The sequence below is a fragment of the Pelagibius marinus genome, assembly GCF_014925385.1.
GTDB lineage: Bacteria > Pseudomonadota > Alphaproteobacteria > Kiloniellales > Kiloniellaceae > Pelagibius > Pelagibius marinus.
The window spans coordinates 93,413-111,327 of record NZ_JACSDK010000009.1 but is presented as its reverse complement, the minus strand read 5'-3'; the positions used below and the strand labels follow the sequence as shown (position 1 = coordinate 111,327).

Genomic DNA, 17,915 nt, shown 5'->3' with positions numbered 1-17,915 from the left:
TTCTGGGGGAAGTTCGACTTGAGCCCGATTCAAGCCGGCCGCGCCGCGCCGCCCTTCCGCAAGCTGCTGGTCGCCAACCGCAGCGAGATCGCCATCCGCGTGCTGCGCGCCGCCAGTGAACTCGGCATCCGCACCGTGGCGATCTTCTCCCACGAGGACCGCTTCGCCCTGCACCGCTTCAAGGCGGACCAGTCCTTCCTGGTCGGCAAGGGCAAGGAGCCGGTGGCGGCCTACCTCGACATCGACGACATCCTGCGCATCGCCCACGACGCAAGGGTTGACGCCATCCATCCCGGCTACGGTTTCCTGTCCGAGAACCCGGACTTCGCCGAGGCCTGCGCCAAGGCCGGAGTCACCTTCATCGGCCCCAAGCCCGAGGTCATGCGCGGCTTCGGCTCCAAGGTCGAGGCGCGCGCCCTGGCCGAGCAGGCGGGTATCCCGGTCATGCCGGCGACCGGCGCGCTGCCCTACGACGAAAAGGAAGTCGAGGCGCTGGCCGAGCAGGTCGGCTATCCCATCATGGCCAAGGCCAGCTGGGGCGGCGGCGGGCGCGGTATGCGCGTCATCGAGGGGCCGGAAGAACTGCACGAACAGATCGCCGCCGGGCGGCGCGAGTCCAAGGCCGCCTTCGGCAACGACGAGATCTTCCTGGAGAAACTGGTGCGCCAGGCGCGCCACGTGGAAGTGCAGATCCTGGGCGACAGCCACGGCAACGTCATCCACCTCTTCGAGCGCGACTGCTCCATGCAGCGGCGCAACCAGAAGATCGTCGAGCGCGCGCCCGCGCCCTACCTCAGCGAGGCCAAGCGCGCCGAGCTCTGTGACGCCGCCGTGCGCCTGGCCCAGACCGCGAAGTACGAATGCGCCGGCACGGTCGAGTTCCTCATGGATGCCGAGACCGACAAGATCTACTTCATCGAGGTCAATCCGCGCATCCAGGTGGAGCACACGGTGACCGAGGAGGTGACAGGCGTCGACCTGGTGAAGGCGCAGATCCGTATCGCCGCCGGGGCGCGCATCGGCGAGCCGGAAAGCGGCGTGCCGCCGCAGCACCAGCTGCGCCTGGACGGCCATGCCCTGCAGTGCCGGATCACCACCGAAGATCCGCTGAACAAGTTCATCCCGGACTACGGGCGCATCACCGCCTACCGCGGCGCGACCGGCTTCGGCATCCGCCTGGACGGCGGCACCGCCTATTCCGGTGCGCTGATCACGCCTTTCTACGACTCGCTGCTGGAGAAGGTGACCGCCTGGGGCGCGACGCCGGAAGAGTCGACGGCGCGCATGGACCGCGCCCTGCGCGAGTTCCGCATCCGCGGCGTAGCGACGAACCTCTGGTTCCTGGAGGCGGTCATCGGCCATCCCAAGTTCCAGAGCGGCGAGGCGACGACGCGCTTCATCGACGAGACGCCGGAGCTCTTCGAGTTCCACCGCCGCCGCGACCGCGCGACGCGCCTGCTGACCTACATCGGCGACGTCATCGTCAACGGCAACAAGGAGGTCGAGGGCAGGCCCGATCCGGGGCTCCAGGTGCGGCAGGGTCTGCCCCCGGCCATCCTGCCCGAGGTGCCGGCCGCCGAAATGGCCAAGGACCCGCCGCCGGGCAGCAAGCAGAAGCTCGACGAACTGGGGCCGGAGAAGTTCGCCCAGTGGATGCTGGAGCGGAAGGAGCTGCTCATCACCGACACCACCATGCGCGACGCCCACCAATCGCTCTTCGCCACGCGCATGCGCAGCTACGACATCACCGCCGTCGCGCCCCACTATGCGCGGCTGCTGCCCAACCTCTTCTCGCTGGAATGCTGGGGCGGTGCCACCTTCGACGTCTCCATGCGTTTTCTCATGGAGGATCCCTGGGAGCGCCTGGCCACCCTGCGCGAGGCGGTGCCCAACGTGCTGCTGCAGATGCTGACCCGCGGCTCCAACGGCGTCGGCTATTCGAACTACCCCGACAACGTGGTGCGGCACTTCATCGCCCAGGCCGCCGGGGCGGGCATGGACATCTTCCGCGTCTTCGACTCGCTGAACTGGGTGGAGAACATGCGCGTCTCCATCGACGCCATCCGCGAGTCCGGCAAGCTCTGCGAGGCGGCGATCTGCTACACCGGCGACCTGGCCAGCCCCAAGGAGACGAAGTACACGCTGAAGTACTACGTCGACATGGCCAAGGAGCTGGAAGCCGCCGGCGCCCACATCCTGGGCATCAAGGACATGGGCGGGCTCTGCAAGCCGGCCGCCGCGCGCCTGCTGGTCGAGACCTTGAAGCAGGAAGTCGGCATCCCGCTGCATTTCCACACCCACGACACCTCGGGCATCTCCGCGGCCTCGGTGCTGGCGGCGGCGGAGGCCGGCGTCGATGCCGCCGATGCCGCCATGGACGCCATGAGCGGTCTTACATCCCAGCCCAACCTAGGCTCCATCGCCGCGGCGCTGGAGGGCGGCGAGCGCGATCCCGGACTCGACCACGCCAAGCTGCGCCAGATCTCGACCTACTGGGAAGGCGCGCGGCGCTACTACCGCGGCTTCGAGAGCGAGATGCGCGCCGGGGCTTCCTCGGTCTACGACCACGGCATGCCCGGCGGCCAGTTCACCAACCTGCAGGAGCAGGCGCGCTCTCTGGGTCTCGCCCAGCAGTGGCCGGAGGTCGAGAAGGCCTATGCCCAGGTAAACAAGCTGTTCGGCGACATCGTCAAGGTGACGCCGACCTCCAAGGTGGTCGGCGACCTGGCGCTCTACATGGTCTCCAACGGGCTGACGCCGGAGGACATCGAGAACCCGAAGAAGGAGATCGCCTTCCCGGCCTCGGTCATCGCCCTCTTCCGCGGCGAGGTGGGCCAGCCCTACGGCGGTTTCCCGGAAGCCCTGCAGAAGAAGATCCTGAAGGGCGAGGCGCCCCTGACCGAGCGGCGCGGCGCCACGATGCCGCCGGCCGATCTCGACGCCGTGCGCCAGGAAGCGGAGAAGAAGGCCCGCCGCCACATCAGCGAGACGGAGCTGTCCTCCTACCTCATGTACCCGGAGGTCTTCGTCGACTACGCCACCCACCGCCGCGCCTACTCGAATACCGCGGTGCTGCCGACGCCGGTCTACTTCTACGGCATGGAGCCGGGGCAGGAGACGGCCGTGGAGATCGAACGCGGCAAGACCCTGATCATCACCTTCCTGGCGACGAGCGATCCCGACGACGAGGGCCAGCGCACCATCTTCTTCGAGCTGAACGGCCAGCCGCGCACGGTGAAGGTGCTGGACAAGGCGATCGCCGCTTCCGGCAAGATCCGCCGCAAGGCTGACGACGCCGACCCGGCCCAGGTCGGCGCGCCCATGCCGGGCATGATCGTCAACGTCTGCGATGCCGGCAGCAAGGTGAAGGCCGGCGACCGCCTCTTCACCATCGAGGCCATGAAGATGGAGACGGCGGTCTACGCCGACATGGACGGCAAGGTCGCCGAGGTGGTGGCCCATACCGGCCAGCGCGTCGAGCCGCACGACCTGGTGGTGGTGCTGGAGCCGCTGTAGGGGCTCATCCACTCGTTCGGTATCATCTGAATGCGGACAGCGATCATTCCGGGGCTTCGTTCTTTGCTCTCCTGAGTGGAAGTGCAAAGAACCAGACTCCTTCTTGCTTCCACGTCCGCCGGCTACCTGAGAAGGAAAAGCGCATGACCAATGTGCGCGATAGCCGCGAATGCTCAACCAGTGAAGTGTCGGCCCTCTTTACACGCCGGAAGCTGCCGCAAAAAGTACGCATCATTTGCACGGATTTACAGATTGGCATGGGAATTGCGGATTGTCTGAAGCTAGGTGCCATGAACGTTTCTTGGAACTGATTGCTGCAGCCAAGGCTGAGAGGGTAGGCCATGCCCGCCGATACTCGCTTCAGACGAAAGTTGGTTTTCGGAGTCGTCGGACTGCTGACGATGACCGCGGCGTTTGTGCAGGCATCGCAGCACGAGTCACAGGCAATTCCGATCTGGTCTACCGACACCGGAGGTGATGTCGACTCGACGCCGACGGTTGCGAATGGCCTCCTCTATGTTGGATCGGACAGCGGCTCGATCTATGCCCTTGACGCCTCTACGGGTCAGGTCCTGTGGATTACGAATACCGGGGGAGAGGTGAATTCGTCACCCACCGTGGTCGACGGCGTCGTCTACGTAGGTTCGGCCGACAACAACGTCTATGCTCTCAGCGCTCAGACCGGCGAGGTGTTTTGGACGACGGCAACGGGAGGGAGCGTCGATTCGTCACCTACCGTGTCGAACGGTCTCCTCTATGTCGGCTCGGACAGCGGCTCGATCTATGCCCTTGACGCCTCTACGGGTCAGGTCCTGTGGATCACGAATACCGGGGGAGAGGTGAACTCGTCTCCCACCGTGGTCGACGGCGTCGTCTACGTGGGTTCGGCCGACAACAACGTCTATGCTCTCAGCGCTCAGACCGGTCAGATTTTTTGGACGACCACAACAGGAGGCAGCGTCGATTCATCTCCTACAGTTGTGGACGGTCTCCTCTATGTCGGCTCGGACAATGGCGGAATCTACACCCTTGACGCAGCGACGGGCCAGGTCCTGTGGATTACGCTCGCTGGTGACGACGTCAACTCTTCACCAGCAGTCGCAGACAATACCGTCTTTGCTGGATCGGATAATGGATTTCTGCTTGCACTGGATGCATCGACCGGCCAGCTCTTCTGGATAACGATCACGGGGGGCGCCATCGCGTCATCGCCCACCGTCTTGGACGGGGTCGTGTATTTCGGTTCGGGTGATGGTTTCCTCTATGGGCTCGATGCGCTAACCGGGCAAATCGAATTGCAGGAATTCATCGGGGCCCCAGTCGACTCGTCTCCCTTCATCTCAGACAGCGTTCTTTATATAGGGTCGGACGACAATTTCATCTATGCGTTCGACCTGCCTGCTGTAGTTGCTGTAGCGGAGCCTGCGACGGCTTACCTGATCGGTATCGGCCTGGGCTGCCTCGTTCTTCTTTGCAGATGCGGTCACAGAACTGCGCGGGTTGGATGCAAAGCGTAGCTGGGCGCATTTGCCTCAAATGCCGGGTTTAAAATTTCCTCAAGACTCAGACGGTATTTGGTGCACCAAGGTTGTTTTAGTGAGGTGTATTACCATGCGTGCAAAGGCCGCTTTTGCCGCTTTGGCGTTGCTTTTCCCTGTGGTTTTCGCCGGTCCCGCGGGGGCCGCTTCACCGCCGGTCGAGGGCCAACAGGCCTCGGCGGACAGTCGCGTCGCGCAGATCACCATCGAGGGCTTCGAGGAGATGTTGACCGTCTCCGTGGAGGACAAGGGCGGCATCAAGACCGAAGAGGGCGATACCCTGCGCGTGGAGCTGCGCGACGAGGCCAAGGTGCTGTTCTTCACCCGGCCCGGCCACCGCGCCCACCCGGGCGTCGTCGAGGTCAGGATCGTCGAGGAAGAGAACGGCCCCGGGGTCGACACCGCCGGCTGGTGGGCCGGCGACGGCCAGGCCTTCGAAGCCTGGTTCCGCGTCTTCAAGCGCCGCAACGAGCGCCTCAGCCGCCAGTGGCAGATGGAGGCGGGCCCTTTCTAGGGGGCAGAATCAGGCGGAGGCCAGCGGCGCCGAGGAGTCTTCGTTGAAGGCCTTCAGGGTGTGCTCGAACATCTCCGGCTTCAGGTCGCGCACGATGAAGACGATGCGCGAGGCGCGCTGATCGTCCGGCCAGGCCTCCAGGCGCACCGGCGGGTGGAAGACGTGCTGCACGCCGTGGATGACGATCGGCTCATCCGCCCCCTCGACGTTCAGGATGCCCTTGATGCGCAGGATGTCGGCGCCGTAGAGGGTGATCAGCATCTCGACCCAGGAATTGAAACGGTCCCAGTCCAGCGGCCGGTCGTAGGTCAGGCAGAAGGCGCGGATCGAGTCGTCGTGCCGGTTCGGGTCGTGGCTATGCCCGTGACTGTGATGATGGTCGCCGTGCTCTTCGCCCTGCTTCTCATAGGCCTCGGCCTGCAGCCAGCGCTGCACGTCGGTGGTCTTGGTGGTCGGGTCGTAGAGCCCGGCGTTGAACAGCCGGGCCGGGGCGATCTCGCCCTGCACGACGCGCAGGATCGGCGCCGCCGGGTTCAGTTCGCGCAGGCGCGCTTCCAGGGCGGCCAGAGCCCCGGGCGCCGCCAGGTCGCTCTTGGTCAGCAGGATGCGGTCGGCGACGGCGGCCTGCTTCACCGATTCCATATGGCGGTCCAGCGTCGCCATGCCGTTGACCGCGTCCACCGTGGCGATGACGCCGTCCAGGCGGAAGCGCTCCGACAGCAGCGGGTCGCTCATGATGGTCTGCAGGATGGGCGCCGGGTCGGCCAGTCCCGTGGTCTCGATGACGAGGCGCTGGAAGGGTGGCACCTCGCGCTTCACCCGCCGCTTGAAGAGGTCGCGCATGCCGGTGATGAGGTCGCCGCGCACGGTGCAGCACAGACAGCCGCTGTTCAGCAGCACGGTGTCCTCGGTGGCCTTCTCGACCAACAGGTGGTCCAGGCCGATCTCGCCGAACTCGTTGACGATGACCGCCGTCTCCTCCATGCCCGGGTGGGCCAGCAGGTAGCGCAGCAAGGTCGTCTTGCCGCTGCCCAGGAAGCCGGTCAGCACGGAGACGGCCAGCGGCTCCTCGGGGATGGCGAGATCGTCTTCGGCCGCCATGGTCAGGCGCTCGGCCGGCAGCGCAGGTGATAGAGGGTCCAGATCGTCGCCGTCAGCACCAGGATGGCGCCGGCCTGGTGCAGCGCGCCCAGGGTGACCGGCACCACCAGCAACAGCGTGGTGATGCCCAGCGCCAGCTGGATGAGGGCCAGGATGGCCAGCGCGGCGAAGCCGCCGTGGGCGGCCGGTGCGATGTCACGGCTCAGCGACCAGAACCACAGGGCCAGGGCCAGCGCCACCGTGGCCACGGCCAGCAGGCGGTGGTTGAACTGCACCGCGGCGATGTTCTCGAAGAGGTTCACGATCCAGGGTGAGAAGTCGCCGTAGCCCAGGGGGATCAGTTCCCCGTCCATCAGCGGGAAGGTGTTGTAGGTCATGCCGGCATTGAGCCCGGCGACGAAGCCGCCGGAAGCGATGGTGACGGCCACCAGGGCCAGCAGCCAGAAGAGGGCGCGGCGCAGGCGGCCCACGGCGGGATCGTGGCTGCGCTCCGGGCGCGGCCAGAGCACGCTGAGCGCCAGCCAGAAGAGATAGCCGTAGATGACCAGCGCCAGGGCCAGGTGGGCGGTCAGGCGGTACTGGCTGACGTCGGTGCGGTCGGCGAAGCCCGAGGCCACCATGAACCAGCCGAGCCCGCCCTGGGCCGCGCCCAGGGCCAGGGCGATCAGCAGCTTCTTGCCCAGCGGCCGGTCGATGTGTCCGCGCCACCAGAACCAGGCCAGCGGCAGGGCGAAGACCACGCCGATGAGCCGACCCCAGAGGCGGTGGATGTACTCCCACCAGAAGATGGTCTTGAATTCCGCCAGGCCCATGCCCGCGTTTTCCTGCTGGTACTCGGGGATCTGCTTGTAGAGCGCGAAGACGCGTTCCCACTCGGCCTGGCTCAACGGCGGCAGGGCGCCGGTGAGCGGGGCCCACTCCATGATCGAGAGGCCGGATTCGGTCAGGCGCGTGATGGCGCCGATGACGGCCATGGCCAGGACCATGGCGGCGCAGCCCAGCAGCCAGATGCCGACGGCCCGCCGCGGGGCGGGGGCGGTCTCGGCGCTGAAACTTCCTGTGGTGGTGGCGGACATAAATCAGCCCAGGTTTCGGTCGCTGCCCCGATTGGGGGCCTGCCGACAACCTAAAGGGCGCGAAGGGGGCCGCCAAGCCCCTGCGGCGTCTTGTCGTGGCGCCTTGTCCGCCGCAGCCCGGCTCCGGCGAGCGGCGCGAAGATCCCCGCGCGCGGCGGGTCGCGACCTGCCGCGCGGCTCTTGTGGCCGGAAAGCCTGCCTCAGTGCAGCGTCAGATAGGCATCTGCGAAGCGTGTCTCGCCGGGCTTGATGATGGGAACGTTGGCCACCTTCACCGAGTGCAGCGGGCCGTCCAGGTTCTTTTCCCAGAAATCCAGGAACTTGCGCAGCTCGGGATAGCGCGGAGCCAGGTCGTATTCCTGCCAGATATAGCTTTGCAGCAGCGCGGGATGATCCGGCAGGTGATAGAGAATCTCGGCCGTGGTCAGCCGGTAATCGTTCAACTGACGAACAAAATCGCTCATCGTCCCTCCTCTCCATCCGTCCCAGAGTCCCGTAAGACTCATTGGACCCCGATAGGGACCAAGCTTGCCCACCTGTTGGATAAATCTCAACAGGATAAGCTTAATAATACAATAACTTAGCAGCCTCCACCAGGGAGTGCTGCCAATGTTCGCAGACCCTCGATAGAGGTTCGGAGAGGTTGGGGAGGCGGATCCGGGCGCTTCTTCCGAAGCAGCCGGGACGGCGCTCAGAGCCGCGTGTAGCGGGCCCGGGCGCCGCGTTCGATGGCGGCGGCCGGCAGGCGGCCGACGGCCAGGCGGTGGCGCAGCATTTCCAGCAGGCGCAGCTCTTCCTGGCTGGCCTTGCCGTCGGCTGCGGCCACGTCCAGGGCGATGGCGTAAGCGGTCTCCTTCAGCTTTTCCGGCAGGCCGGCGACGATCTGGCTCAGCACCTTCTCCAGGCCGTTGTCCTCGGAAAGCAGCTCGGCGCAGGCCTGGGCCTCCTTGGGTAGCCTTTCCAGGTCATAGTCGGCGAAAACCGGCAGGTGCGAGACAATCTCGCCGATGGTCGTCATCTCGGCGTCGGTCATCTCTCGGTCGGCCGCGGAAACCAGGACCATGGTGTGGACGAGGGCCGTGTGATGCTGGGACATGCGTCTCGCTTCTCGTTGTGCTGATGGATACGGGCCCGCGCGGGCCCTTTGCCTTCGCGGAGCGGCAGAGACTAGTCGGGCCGCGCCCGCAAGGTCAAGGGCCGGCGGCGCCCCGTCCCGCCTTGCACGCAGGGCATGGGGGGCTGCGGTCTTTGCGCTCGACAGCCGTGGGCATGGCGGGCAATGTCCGCGCCATGGGCCCGATCCTCAACGTCGTTTTCCCGATCTTCGCCATCATGGCCGCGGGCTACGCCGCCGGCTATTTCCGCATCCTCGGCGCGGCCAGCAGCGAGGCGCTGAACCGCTTCGTCTATTTCATCGCCCTGCCAGCGCTGTTCTTCGTTTCCATGGCGCGGGTGTCGCTGGACGAGGCTTTCAACCTGCCTTTCCTGGGCGCCTACGGCGGCGGCGCGGCGGCGACCTTCCTCCTGGCCGTGGTGGTGGCCAAGTTCGCTTTCCCCAACCGCCTCGGCGCGCTGGGCCTGGCCGGGCTGTCGGCCAACTTCGCCAACACCGGTTACATGGGCATCCCACTGCTCATGCTGGCCTTCGGCGAGGCGGGCATGCTGCCGGCGATCGTCTCCACGATCCTCAACGGTGCGGTCATCATGGCCTTCGGCATCGTGCTGCTGGAACTCGACGTGCACCAGGGCAAGGGCAGCCTGGTGGTGGTGAAGAGCGCGCTGCGTGGCGTCGCGCGCTCGCCGCTGGTGCTTTCCGCCGCGGGCGGGCTGCTGGTTTCGGCCTCGGGGCTGCCGCTGCCCCAGGCGATCACCGCCTTCTGCGACATCCTGGGCGCCTCGGCGGGGCCTTGCGCGCTCTTCGCCATCGGCCTCTTCATGGTCGGCAAGTCGCCCACCGCCGGCATGGGCGAGGTGTCCTGGCTGGTTCTCCTGAAGCTGGTCTTCCAGCCGCTGATCACCTGGTGGCTGGCCTTCCAGGTTTTCACCATGGACCCGGTCTGGGCCGCCGGGGCGCTGATCCAGTCGGCGCTGCCGACCGGCGCCCTGGTCTTCGTGCTGGCCCAGCAGTACGACATCTACGTGCAGCGCTCGACCGCCGTCATCATGCTGTCGACGGTGGTCTCGCTGTTCACGCTCTCGGCGCTCTTCGTCTGGCTGGGCATCGGCTGAGGCCGGTGGAGGCAGTGACCCGGCGCGGTCACAAGCAAAGCTGTTCGTGCGGTCTCAGCCGCCCTGCTGAATGACCTTGCGGACCGGGCAGGCCGGCTTGGCGGCAGCTGGTGCCGCGGCGCCCACCACGTCGTTCAGGGCCGGCTGCAGCGTCGGATAGCGGAAGACGAAACCGCTGGCTTCCGCTTTCGCCGGCACCACACGCTGGCCGCCGAGCAGCAGCTCGCGGGCGAAGTCCCCGGCGCCGAGGCGCAGCAGCCAGGCCGGCAGAGCGGCAAGCGCCGGCCGCCCCAGCGCGCGCCCGAGCGCCCGGGTGAAGTCCGCATTGCGCACCGGATGAGGGGCGGTAGCGTTCACTGCGCCCTCAACATCCTCGCTGTCGAGGGCATGGACGATGAGGCGCACCAGGTCGTCGCGCATGATCCACGACATCCACTGCTGTCCGTGGCCGAGCCGGCCGCCGAGGCCGAACTCAAAAGGCGTCAGCATGCTGGCGAGCAGGCCGCCCTCGCGGCCCAGCACCAGGCCGATGCGCAGGCGCACGACGCGCAGGCCCAAGCGCTCGGCCTTGCGGGCTTCCTGTTCCCAGCGCACGCAGACCTCCTGGGTGAAGCAGACCCGGGCTGTGTCATTCTCGGTCAGGGTCTCGTCGCCGCGCAGACCGTACCAACCGACTGCCGAAGCGTTCACCAGCACGCCGGGCCGCTCTTTGCGGTCGGCGAGCCAGTCGACCAGGCGGCGCGTGGTGCCGACGCGCGAAGCGACGATCTTGCGCTTTTTCGCCTTGGTCCAGAGACCGTTGGCGATGGGTTCGCCCGCCAGGTTGACCACGGCGTCGAGTGGCGTGTCGCTGTTTATCTGCTCCAGTCGGGTGACGATACGCAGCGGTGTCGGCAGGTCGGCGGCTTTCTTCGGATCGCGGGTCAGCACTGTCACATCGTGGCCTGCGGCGACGAGCGCAGCCACCAGGCGGCGGCCGATGAAGCCGGTGCCGCCGGTGACCAGAATGTGCCGGGGCGTCTCGGCAGGATTCACCAGGTCCAGCGGGTCCGTCTCGCGCAGCCGCGCCACCCGCCGGGCGGCGAAGAGGTCGCGCAGCCCGAAGAGGGTGACGCCGAGCGATGCCAGGGAAAGGAACCAGCTCCACAGGCCATGGCCGGTGAGGAGCAGACCTGCGGGCCGCGACGCCCAGTCCGCCAGGCCCGGCAGCAGGAGCACCAGGATGGCGCCGTAGTTCAGCGCCAGCAGGGTATGCAGCACGCGCTCCGTCTCCGGCAGCTTGCGGGTGCGGTCCTCTTCGACGAAGTCCCAGAGGGTGATCGCGACCTCGATCAGCAGCACCGCGATCAGCGCGAGCGCGAAGAAGCCCTGGGGCTGCAGCCAGGCGAGGCAGAGGAAGAAACCGCCGTAGATCAGGTTGCGCAGGGCGTGCAGCAGGAGCTCGCGGCGCTGCGACGGGCGCCAGGCGAGGCGCTCTGTCGCTTCATGGTGGAACACCATGTCGAAGGTGCCGAAGGCGATCTGCAGGGTGATCAGAGTGGCGAGCAGGGGGGTGAACATGGCTGCGCCTCCTGGATGTCGGGCCCGCTGCAGCTGCCGGCGGGACCTGTGTCGTTGAACCGAGAAACCTGGTGCAGCAATTCGCCGAGCCAGGGATGGACGAGTTGCAGAGTGAATGTGAAGCGGCCGCCGCCCAGGTCGTCGTGGCCGATGACCATGCGGCCGGGCGCGAGCCAGGACGGCAGGTCGAGGCGCCATCCGAAGGCGGTGAGGAAGTAGCCGGCGCTGCGAAAGCGCAGGCCGCCGTTCTCCTCGTGCAGCGTCAGCCCTACACCGACGCCGCAGCCGACGTATTCCTCCAAGCCCGTCGGGCCGGCGAAGCGCTTGGAGGAGTGGACGATCTGCGGAAAGCCCCTGCGCCAGGCATAGAGCCTGGTCCAGTGCTGGCCCGCGCTGCCGCAGTCGGCGGTGAGGGCGACGACGGCGGCTTCGCCGCGCGCCTCCGGCTCCAGGGGAAAGGGCGAGCCGATGAGGCGGGCGGCCTGCACCAGCAGGCGGCCGGCCAGGTTCATCCGCGTTTCGGTGATCTGTCCCGTGTAGACGACGCTCTGGCCGAAGGCGAGGCGCTTGGCGAAGCGCCTGCGGACGGCGGGCTTCAGTGCGTTCCAGGCGCGCTCGCCCATCAGGTCGCGGTAGCGCCGGTCACCGTCGGTGCCGACGGGCCGGCACGGCTGGCGGCGCAGCAGGGCCGCCGGCTGGGCGGCCGGCAGCGCCAGTCCGCCCGGCGGCGGGCCGGCGACGGAGGCGGGAGCGCAATCTGCAACGAGGGTCATAGTTCTTTTCCGTTATTTCTGTTCAGACAGAAATGCTGAGGCAAAAAAATCAGGTCCTGCCGCTCGGCGTCGGCGCGGAGTCCGGCGCGTCGCTGCGGCGTTTGCCGGGGCTCTTCTTGACCGCGGAGAGGAAGTTCACGACACGGCTGCCCATCTTCAGCAGGGCGAAGACCTTGGCCTTGGGCAGGCAAACCATCTGCTGATACCAGCGGTCAGTGGTCTCCATAAAGTCGAGCATCGCTTCCAGGCGCTGCCGGGCGACCTTGCCGACGCGCGGATCCTCGCCCCCTGCGCGCACGCAGCGGCGCAATACGGCGGTGGCGGGATCGATCTCGCGCTCCTTGCGGCTTTCGGCGATGCGCAGGACCATTTCCCAGATGTCGGTCTCGGCCACGAAGTGATCGCGTCGGTCGCCGGGCACAGGCACACGCTCGATCAGCCGCCAGCCGACCAGCCACTTCAGCGAGTTCGACACGTTGGAGCGGGCGATGCCCAGGCAGGTGGCGATCTCCTCGGCGTGCAGAGGGCGGTCGCTGAGATAGAGCAGCGCCTGGATCTGGGCCACCGAGCGGTTGACACCCCATTGGCCGCCCAGGTCGCCCCAGTGCAGGATGAACTCCCGCAGGGCAGGTGGCATTTGATCTATTTTTTCTAAAGATTCTGTCATGACAGAAATTTATGACGGAACCGGAGGGGCGTCAAGTGGCGGAGTCAAAAGCCGCAGGTTTCTGCGGTCTACGGCATGTCGGAAAGAGGGAGCCGGCGGACGTTGGGGAACGTCCGCCGGCGTGTCCCGGCCAACCGCTAGGCTTCGTCGCCAGCCGCTGGGGCTCTCTTGCGGCCCGTGATCATGGCCCGCACCAGGTTCTCGTGGTGCTTCAGGCTGGCCAGGACCACGCCCGCCAGATGCAGGCCGACGAGGACCAGCAGAAGATTGGCCAGGGCTTCGTGGAGCTCTTCGACCCAGTCTTCACCCCAGAACATGTCCAGGGTGGTCATCCAGCCGGTCAGGCAGAGCGCCGCCAGGCCGAGGATGAGGGCCAGGATCATCGCCCCGCCGGCCGGATTGTGGCCGAGGTAGCGGCGCTCCCGCCCGCTCAACAGGTCCTTGAGGTAGGCGGCGACGGCGCCGGGCGCGTGCAGGAACTGGGTGAAGCGGGCGTAACGCGGCCCGACCAGCCCCCAGACCAGGCGGAAGGCGACGAGCGCCGCCGCCGTGTAACCCGCCCAGATGTGCAGGTCGTCCCACTCGTCGGCGGAGACCCAGGCCACCGCGAAGGAGGCGACCAGGGACCAGTGGAAGATCCGGACCAGGGGGTCCCACACCCGCACCGTCGTTGTCGGAACCGTCGCCGTCATGGTCTCAGCTCTTCGACTTCACGACCGCGAAGGTCTTGGGGTCGAAGTAGACCTCCATGCGCTTGCCTTCGGCATCGGTGCCGTAGACCTCGTAGCAGCCGTCGTCGACCTTCATCTTCTTCACCTTCCAGCCCTCGCCTTCCAGCTTCTGCTGAAGGGCGGTCTGCGGCTGCCATTCGGCCTTCGGCACGCTGCACTTGTCGCTGGCGGCGGCGGAGCCGGCAGCCAGGGTGGCGGCAAGGGCGGCCGCCAGGGTGGCGGAGACAATCATGGATTTCATTGCAACACCTCTTGATGGATTGGCTTCGGGGTTTGGACGGCGACAGTTCTGCGCTTGGGCACTGACGGGAAACTGACGTGGGGAGAAAGAGTTGTTCAGCTTGGCGTAAGCTTGCTATGGGAAGTCCCCAGGTCCCTTGGAAGGGCCTCTTTATGACCCTTTTATGGCCCCTTTATATCGCCGCCCCGGGCTGGCGGCGCTGCGGCGTCCGGGGCAGCAAAGCGGGTAGGGTATGCGTGTTCTCTTGATCGAAGACGAGCCGGTTCTCGGCCAGGCGGTGCAGGAGCAGGTCGCCGCCGACGGGCATGCCGTCGACTGGGTGGCCCGCCTGGACGAGGCCGATGCGGCCCTGCGCGCGGTCGACTACGGCCTGGTGCTGCTGGACCTGCACCTGCCGGACGGCCGTGGTCTCGATCTGCTGAAGACCCTGCGGCGCGGCGGCGACCAGCGTCCGGTCATCATCCTCACCGCGCGCGACCAGATCAGCGACCGCATCGAGGGGCTGAACGCCGGCGCCGACGACTACCTGGTGAAGCCCTTCGACCTGAACGAACTCAGCGCACGGGTCATGGCGGTCTCGCGGCGCTATGCCGGCAATCCCAACCCGCTGATCAGCTCCGGCAAGCTGAAGATCGACAAGGCGGCGCGGCGCGTGTGGCGCGGCGAGGAGGCCATCGACCTCACCAAGCGGGAATGGGCGATCCTCGACCTGCTGACCCGGCGGGCGACGGCCGTGATCTCCAAGGAGCAGATGGAAGAGGCGCTCTACGACTTCGGCTCGGAGATCGAGAGCAACACCGTCGAGGTGCACATCAGCCGCCTGCGCAAGAAGCTCGGCCGCGACGCCATTCACACGGTGCGCGGCGTCGGCTACCGCCTGGGTTCGGACTAGGGGGCGGCGTGGGCGATACCCGAAGATGGAGCATCTCGCGACGGCTGATCTCCGGCCTCACCGCGGCGCTGATTCTGCTGTGGCTCGCCGCCGCCGGGGTGGCGGGCAGCATCGTCAACCACGAGGTCAACGAGGTTTTTGACAGCGCCCTGCAGGAAACCGCGCAGCGCCTGGCGCCGCTGGTGGTCAGCGGCTTTCCGGTGCCGGGGGGCGAGGACGAAGACGAGGACGAAGACGAGGACGGGGGCGATCCGCACGAAGTCCGCGTGATCGCCGAGAACCTGGAGTTCGCCGAGCACGAGGAATACCTCGTCTATCAGGTGCGCGACGCCGAGGGTCATGTGCTGCTGCGCTCCCATGACGCCCCGGAGGAGCCCTTCCCGGTGGCGCTGAAGCGCGGCCACGCGGAGGCCGGCGACTGGCGCTTCTTCACCGAGCGCGTGCCCCCGGGGCGGATCTTCATCACGGTCGGCGAACCGCTGTCCCACCGCCGCGAGGCGGTCTACGAGACCCTGGGCGGGGTAGCCGCACCGCTGGCCGTGCTCATTCCCCTGGCGGGCCTGGTCATCTTCTGGACCGTGCGCCGCAGCCTGGCGCCGGTGGCCGAGGTGCGCGCCGCCCTGGACGCGCGCGGCGGCGGCGACCTTTCGCCGATCCCCTACGAGGCCATGCCGGAGGAGCTGGCGCCCATCATCGAGGACGTGAACGACCTGCTGGCGCGCCTGGAAAGGGTGCTGGAGAGCGAGCGCGCCTTCGCCGCCAATTCGGCCCACGAGCTGCGCACGCCGGTGGCGGCCGCCCTGGCCCAGACCCAGCGCCTGGCCGCCGAGCTGCGCGGCACGCCGCAGCAGGCGCGCATCGACCAGATCGCAGCGACCCTGCACCGCCTCGGCGATCTGGTGGAAAAGCTGCTGCAGCTAGCCCGCGCCGAGTCGGGCATCGCCCTCAGGCGCGATCCCGTGGACGTCATGCCGGCTTTTCGCCTGGTGGTGGAGGAGTTCGCGCGCCGCGGCGACAACGGCGGGCGGCTGCACTTCGACGACGGCGGCCGCGCGCGGCTGGTGGCGCGCACCGATATCGACGCCTTCGCCATCGCCCTGCGCAACCTCATCGACAATGCCCTGCACCACGGCCGCGAGGGCGGGCCGGTGGTGGTCCACATAGAGGGTGACGGCTCGATCCACGTGGTCAACGGCGGTCCCGTGGTGCCGCCGCAGCGCCTTGCCACCCTGACCCGGCGTTTCGAGCGCGGCGCCGCCGAGGCGCCGGGCGGGGGGCGCGGGCCGCCCGGCCCCCCCGCGGCCCCTTCCCCCCCTCCCCCGCCGTTGCGAGCGGGGCGCCGCCGGGGCCCCGGGCGCCGGCCTGGGCCTCGCCATCGTCGAGACGATCCTCGCCCAGTCCGGCGGCAAGCTGGAACTCAACTCACCGGCGCGGGGGCGCAGCGACGGCTTCGAGGCGATTCTGCGACTTGACCTTCGTGAGCGGGCTGAGGTTCAGCCAGGCGCGTAGCGCGCGGCGGGCGCGGGTGCTGCCCAGGGCCTCCAGCCGCCCGCTGGAGAGCGCCTGGGGCAGCAGCAGGTCGCCGCGCACGATGTAGATCATGTCCGGCAGGCTGCAGGCCAGGTAGAGGTCGACCTCGAAGCCCGGGTCCTCCAGGCAGAGTTCGCACTTGCCGTCCCGATTGATGAACCACCAGAGGCGCTTGTCCTTGGGCTGGTCGGTGAACTCCACCTGCACCAGGGACTGCCGCTTGCCGAAGGCCGTGGCGTCGGCGGCGCGCTCCAGCGACCAGACCAGCAGGCCCAGATCGACCTCGCCCTCCACCAGCTGGCGGCGCGACCAGCGCTGGCCCCAGGTGCCCAGCGCCACCACCAGGGGGATGAACTCGCGCCCCGGCTCGGTCAGGTGATAGGTCCTGCCGCGCGCGCCCTTCTGCGGGCGCGTTTCGATGATTCCTTCGGCCTCCAGCTGCTTCAGGCGTTTCGACAGCAGGGTCGGCGACATTAGCGGCACGCCGCGCTGCAGCTCGGAAAAGCGCGTCGCCCCGGCCGCCAGGTCGCGCACGATCAGCGGCGTCCAGCGTTCGCAGAACAGCTCGGAAGCCTTGGCGACGGGGCAGAACTGGCCATAGCTCTTCATGGCTTCCTCCTTTGTGCCGGGCGCGAAGCTTAGCACCCCTTTTTTGACCCGGTGAACTACACTTTGTGGACTATTCAGTGCCGCGCCGCCTCTGTCAGCTTTCCGGCAGCTCATTTCATCTGCACAGGAGATCAGCAATGGAAGCCAGCCAAGCCATGGAAAGCGGCCAGCTCACCAAGACGGCGGCCGAGGTCTACGAGGAATTCTTCGTCCCCGCCCTGTTCGGCGAATGGGCGTCGCGGACCTGCGATGCCGCCGGGGCCGCGCAGGGACAGCGCCTGCTCGATGTGGGCTGCGGCACCGGCTGCGTTGCCCGCGAGGCGGCGCGCAGAGGGGCGGCGGTGACCGGCCTGGACCCCAATGAGGGCATGCTGGCGGTGGCCCGGCGCCTCGATCCCAAGGTCGATTGGCGCGACGGCTTCGCCGAAAAGATCCCCTTCGACGACGGTCGCTTCGACGCCGTCACCTGCCAGTTCGGCCTCATGTTCTTCGAGGACCGGGTGAAAGCGCTGGCCGAGATGTGGCGTGTGACGAAGCCGGGCGGACGCCTGGTGGTGGTGACCTGGGATTCGCTGGAGCGCACGCCGGGCTATGCCGCCATGGTCGCGCTGCTGGAGCGGCTCTTCGGCGAGGCGGTCGCCGACGGCCTGCGCGCGCCCTTCGTGCTGGGCAATCCGGCGGAGGTGCTCGGCCTCTTCCAGGCCGCGGGCATTCCCGGGGCGTCGGCCGACACCCAGGTCGGCAGGGCGCGCTTTCCTTCCATCGCGGACTGGGTCCACACCGACGTGAAGGGCTGGACGCTGGCCGACGCCATCGACGACGCGCAGTACGCGCAACTGCAGCAGGCGGCACAGGAAGAACTGAAAGGCTTCGCCGCTGCGGACGGGACCGTAAACTTCGATTCCCCCGCGCACATCGTGACGGCGCAGAAGGCATAG

The 17,915-nt window shown here is 67.5% G+C and carries 18 protein-coding genes; 8 read left to right on the top strand and 10 right to left on the bottom strand.

Annotated elements, in window-relative coordinates:
* Positions 1-18 precede the first annotated feature (18 nt).
* From H7X47_RS10480 to H7X47_RS10465, 4 genes are all read left to right on the top strand, one after another.
* On the top strand, positions 19-3,516 hold the full coding sequence (locus tag H7X47_RS10480; protein WP_193368625.1) for a pyruvate carboxylase: 3,498 nt from the start codon (positions 19-21) through the stop codon (positions 3,514-3,516).
* Between the two features lie 143 nt (positions 3,517-3,659).
* Entirely contained in the window at positions 3,660-3,827 is a 168-nt protein-coding gene (locus tag H7X47_RS10475; protein ID WP_193368624.1) for a hypothetical protein, read from the top strand.
* A 30-nt stretch (positions 3,828-3,857) separates the two neighbouring features.
* Positions 3,858-5,033, top strand: coding sequence for an outer membrane protein assembly factor BamB family protein (locus H7X47_RS10470; protein WP_193368623.1), 1,176 nt, complete (start codon positions 3,858-3,860; stop codon positions 5,031-5,033).
* 94 nt (positions 5,034-5,127) lie between these two features.
* Positions 5,128-5,568 (top strand): hypothetical protein, encoded by a 441-nt coding sequence (locus H7X47_RS10465; protein ID WP_193368622.1) that lies wholly within the window; start codon positions 5,128-5,130, stop codon positions 5,566-5,568.
* Positions 5,569-5,577: 9 nt separating this feature from the next.
* On the opposite strand, the gene H7X47_RS10460 is transcribed toward H7X47_RS10465, so the two are convergent.
* The 4 genes from H7X47_RS10460 to H7X47_RS10445 all read right to left on the bottom strand — a co-directional run bounded on the left by H7X47_RS10460 (position 5,578) and on the right by H7X47_RS10445 (position 8,841).
* Positions 5,578-6,669 (bottom strand): CobW family GTP-binding protein, encoded by a 1,092-nt coding sequence (locus tag H7X47_RS10460; protein ID WP_193368621.1) that lies wholly within the window; start codon positions 6,667-6,669, stop codon positions 5,578-5,580.
* Positions 6,670-6,671: 2 nt separating this feature from the next.
* The gene (locus tag H7X47_RS10455; RefSeq protein WP_193368620.1) at positions 6,672-7,745 is read right to left on the bottom strand and encodes a COX15/CtaA family protein; all 1,074 of its coding nucleotides are present in this window, start codon (positions 7,743-7,745) and stop codon (positions 6,672-6,674) included.
* Positions 7,746-7,945: 200 nt separating this feature from the next.
* A complete protein-coding gene (locus tag H7X47_RS10450; RefSeq protein WP_193368619.1) occupies positions 7,946-8,209 on the bottom strand; it encodes an usg protein in 264 nt (87 codons plus the stop codon).
* A gap of 227 nt (positions 8,210-8,436) precedes the next feature.
* The gene (locus H7X47_RS10445; protein ID WP_193368618.1) at positions 8,437-8,841 is read right to left on the bottom strand and encodes a tellurite resistance TerB family protein; all 405 of its coding nucleotides are present in this window, start codon (positions 8,839-8,841) and stop codon (positions 8,437-8,439) included.
* A 152-nt stretch (positions 8,842-8,993) separates the two neighbouring features.
* Here H7X47_RS10445 and H7X47_RS10440 point away from each other — a divergent pair, with 152 nt between their 5' ends.
* On the top strand, positions 8,994-9,974 hold the full coding sequence (locus H7X47_RS10440) for an AEC family transporter (RefSeq protein ID WP_193368617.1): 981 nt from the start codon (positions 8,994-8,996) through the stop codon (positions 9,972-9,974).
* Between the two features lie 54 nt (positions 9,975-10,028).
* Here the strand turns inward: H7X47_RS10440 and H7X47_RS10435 are convergent, their stop codons facing one another.
* From H7X47_RS10435 to H7X47_RS10415, 5 genes are all read right to left on the bottom strand, one after another.
* A complete protein-coding gene (locus H7X47_RS10435; protein ID WP_193368616.1) occupies positions 10,029-11,534 on the bottom strand; it encodes a TIGR01777 family oxidoreductase in 1,506 nt (501 codons plus the stop codon).
* Positions 11,507-12,307, bottom strand: a complete 801-nt coding sequence (locus tag H7X47_RS10430; RefSeq protein ID WP_227010370.1) for a DUF4166 domain-containing protein — start codon at positions 12,305-12,307, stop codon at positions 11,507-11,509. The genes H7X47_RS10435 and H7X47_RS10430 overlap by 28 nt, the downstream gene beginning before the upstream one ends.
* A 49-nt stretch (positions 12,308-12,356) precedes the next feature.
* Positions 12,357-12,944: a GbsR/MarR family transcriptional regulator gene (locus H7X47_RS10425; protein WP_322096468.1), complete on the bottom strand. Its 588-nt coding sequence runs from the start codon at positions 12,942-12,944 to the stop codon at positions 12,357-12,359.
* Positions 12,945-13,111: 167 nt separating this feature from the next.
* A complete protein-coding gene (locus H7X47_RS10420) occupies positions 13,112-13,666 on the bottom strand; it encodes a cytochrome b/b6 domain-containing protein (RefSeq protein ID WP_193368614.1) in 555 nt (184 codons plus the stop codon).
* Positions 13,667-13,670: 4 nt separating this feature from the next.
* A complete protein-coding gene (locus H7X47_RS10415) occupies positions 13,671-13,946 on the bottom strand; it encodes a PepSY domain-containing protein (RefSeq protein ID WP_193368613.1) in 276 nt (91 codons plus the stop codon).
* A 232-nt stretch (positions 13,947-14,178) separates the two neighbouring features.
* Between H7X47_RS10415 and H7X47_RS10410 the strand changes: the two genes are divergently transcribed.
* Positions 14,179-14,838: a response regulator gene (locus tag H7X47_RS10410; protein WP_193368612.1), complete on the top strand. Its 660-nt coding sequence runs from the start codon at positions 14,179-14,181 to the stop codon at positions 14,836-14,838.
* Positions 14,839-14,846: 8 nt separating this feature from the next.
* Positions 14,847-16,310 (top strand): sensor histidine kinase, encoded by a 1,464-nt coding sequence (locus tag H7X47_RS10405; protein WP_193368611.1) that lies wholly within the window; start codon positions 14,847-14,849, stop codon positions 16,308-16,310.
* Here H7X47_RS10405 and H7X47_RS10400 read toward each other — a convergent pair.
* Positions 16,261-16,977: a winged helix-turn-helix transcriptional regulator gene (locus H7X47_RS10400; protein ID WP_193368610.1), complete on the bottom strand. Its 717-nt coding sequence runs from the start codon at positions 16,975-16,977 to the stop codon at positions 16,261-16,263. The genes H7X47_RS10405 and H7X47_RS10400 overlap by 50 nt on opposite strands.
* 137 nt (positions 16,978-17,114) lie before the next feature.
* Between H7X47_RS10400 and H7X47_RS10395 the strand changes: the two genes are divergently transcribed.
* Positions 17,115-17,915, top strand: a complete 801-nt coding sequence (locus tag H7X47_RS10395; RefSeq protein WP_193368609.1) for a methyltransferase domain-containing protein — start codon at positions 17,115-17,117, stop codon at positions 17,913-17,915.

Excerpts from the sequence above, each read along its gene's own strand:
- H7X47_RS10475 (WP_193368624.1), top strand. The coding sequence starts at position 3,660 with ATGACCAATGTGCGCGATAGCCGCGAATGCTCAACCAGTGAAGTGTCG.
- H7X47_RS10470 (WP_193368623.1), top strand. The coding sequence starts at position 3,858 with ATGCCCGCCGATACTCGCTTCAGACGAAAGTTGGTTTTCGGAGTCGTC.
- H7X47_RS10465 (WP_193368622.1), top strand. The coding sequence starts at position 5,128 with ATGCGTGCAAAGGCCGCTTTTGCCGCTTTGGCGTTGCTTTTCCCTGTG.
- H7X47_RS10460 (WP_193368621.1), bottom strand. The coding sequence starts at position 6,669 with ATGGCGGCCGAAGACGATCTCGCCATCCCCGAGGAGCCGCTGGCCGTC.
- H7X47_RS10455 (WP_193368620.1), bottom strand. The coding sequence starts at position 7,745 with ATGTCCGCCACCACCACAGGAAGTTTCAGCGCCGAGACCGCCCCCGCC.
- H7X47_RS10450 (WP_193368619.1), bottom strand. The coding sequence starts at position 8,209 with ATGAGCGATTTTGTTCGTCAGTTGAACGATTACCGGCTGACCACGGCC.
- H7X47_RS10445 (WP_193368618.1), bottom strand. The coding sequence starts at position 8,841 with ATGTCCCAGCATCACACGGCCCTCGTCCACACCATGGTCCTGGTTTCC.
- H7X47_RS10435 (WP_193368616.1), bottom strand. The coding sequence starts at position 11,534 with ATGTTCACCCCCCTGCTCGCCACTCTGATCACCCTGCAGATCGCCTTC.
- H7X47_RS10430 (WP_227010370.1), bottom strand. The coding sequence starts at position 12,307 with ATGACCCTCGTTGCAGATTGCGCTCCCGCCTCCGTCGCCGGCCCGCCG.
- H7X47_RS10425 (WP_322096468.1), bottom strand. The coding sequence starts at position 12,944 with ATGCCACCTGCCCTGCGGGAGTTCATCCTGCACTGGGGCGACCTGGGC.
- H7X47_RS10420 (WP_193368614.1), bottom strand. The coding sequence starts at position 13,666 with ATGACGGCGACGGTTCCGACAACGACGGTGCGGGTGTGGGACCCCCTG.
- H7X47_RS10415 (WP_193368613.1), bottom strand. The coding sequence starts at position 13,946 with ATGAAATCCATGATTGTCTCCGCCACCCTGGCGGCCGCCCTTGCCGCC.
- H7X47_RS10410 (WP_193368612.1), top strand. The coding sequence starts at position 14,179 with ATGCGTGTTCTCTTGATCGAAGACGAGCCGGTTCTCGGCCAGGCGGTG.
- H7X47_RS10400 (WP_193368610.1), bottom strand. The coding sequence starts at position 16,977 with ATGAAGAGCTATGGCCAGTTCTGCCCCGTCGCCAAGGCTTCCGAGCTG.
- H7X47_RS10395 (WP_193368609.1), top strand. The coding sequence starts at position 17,115 with ATGGAAGCCAGCCAAGCCATGGAAAGCGGCCAGCTCACCAAGACGGCG.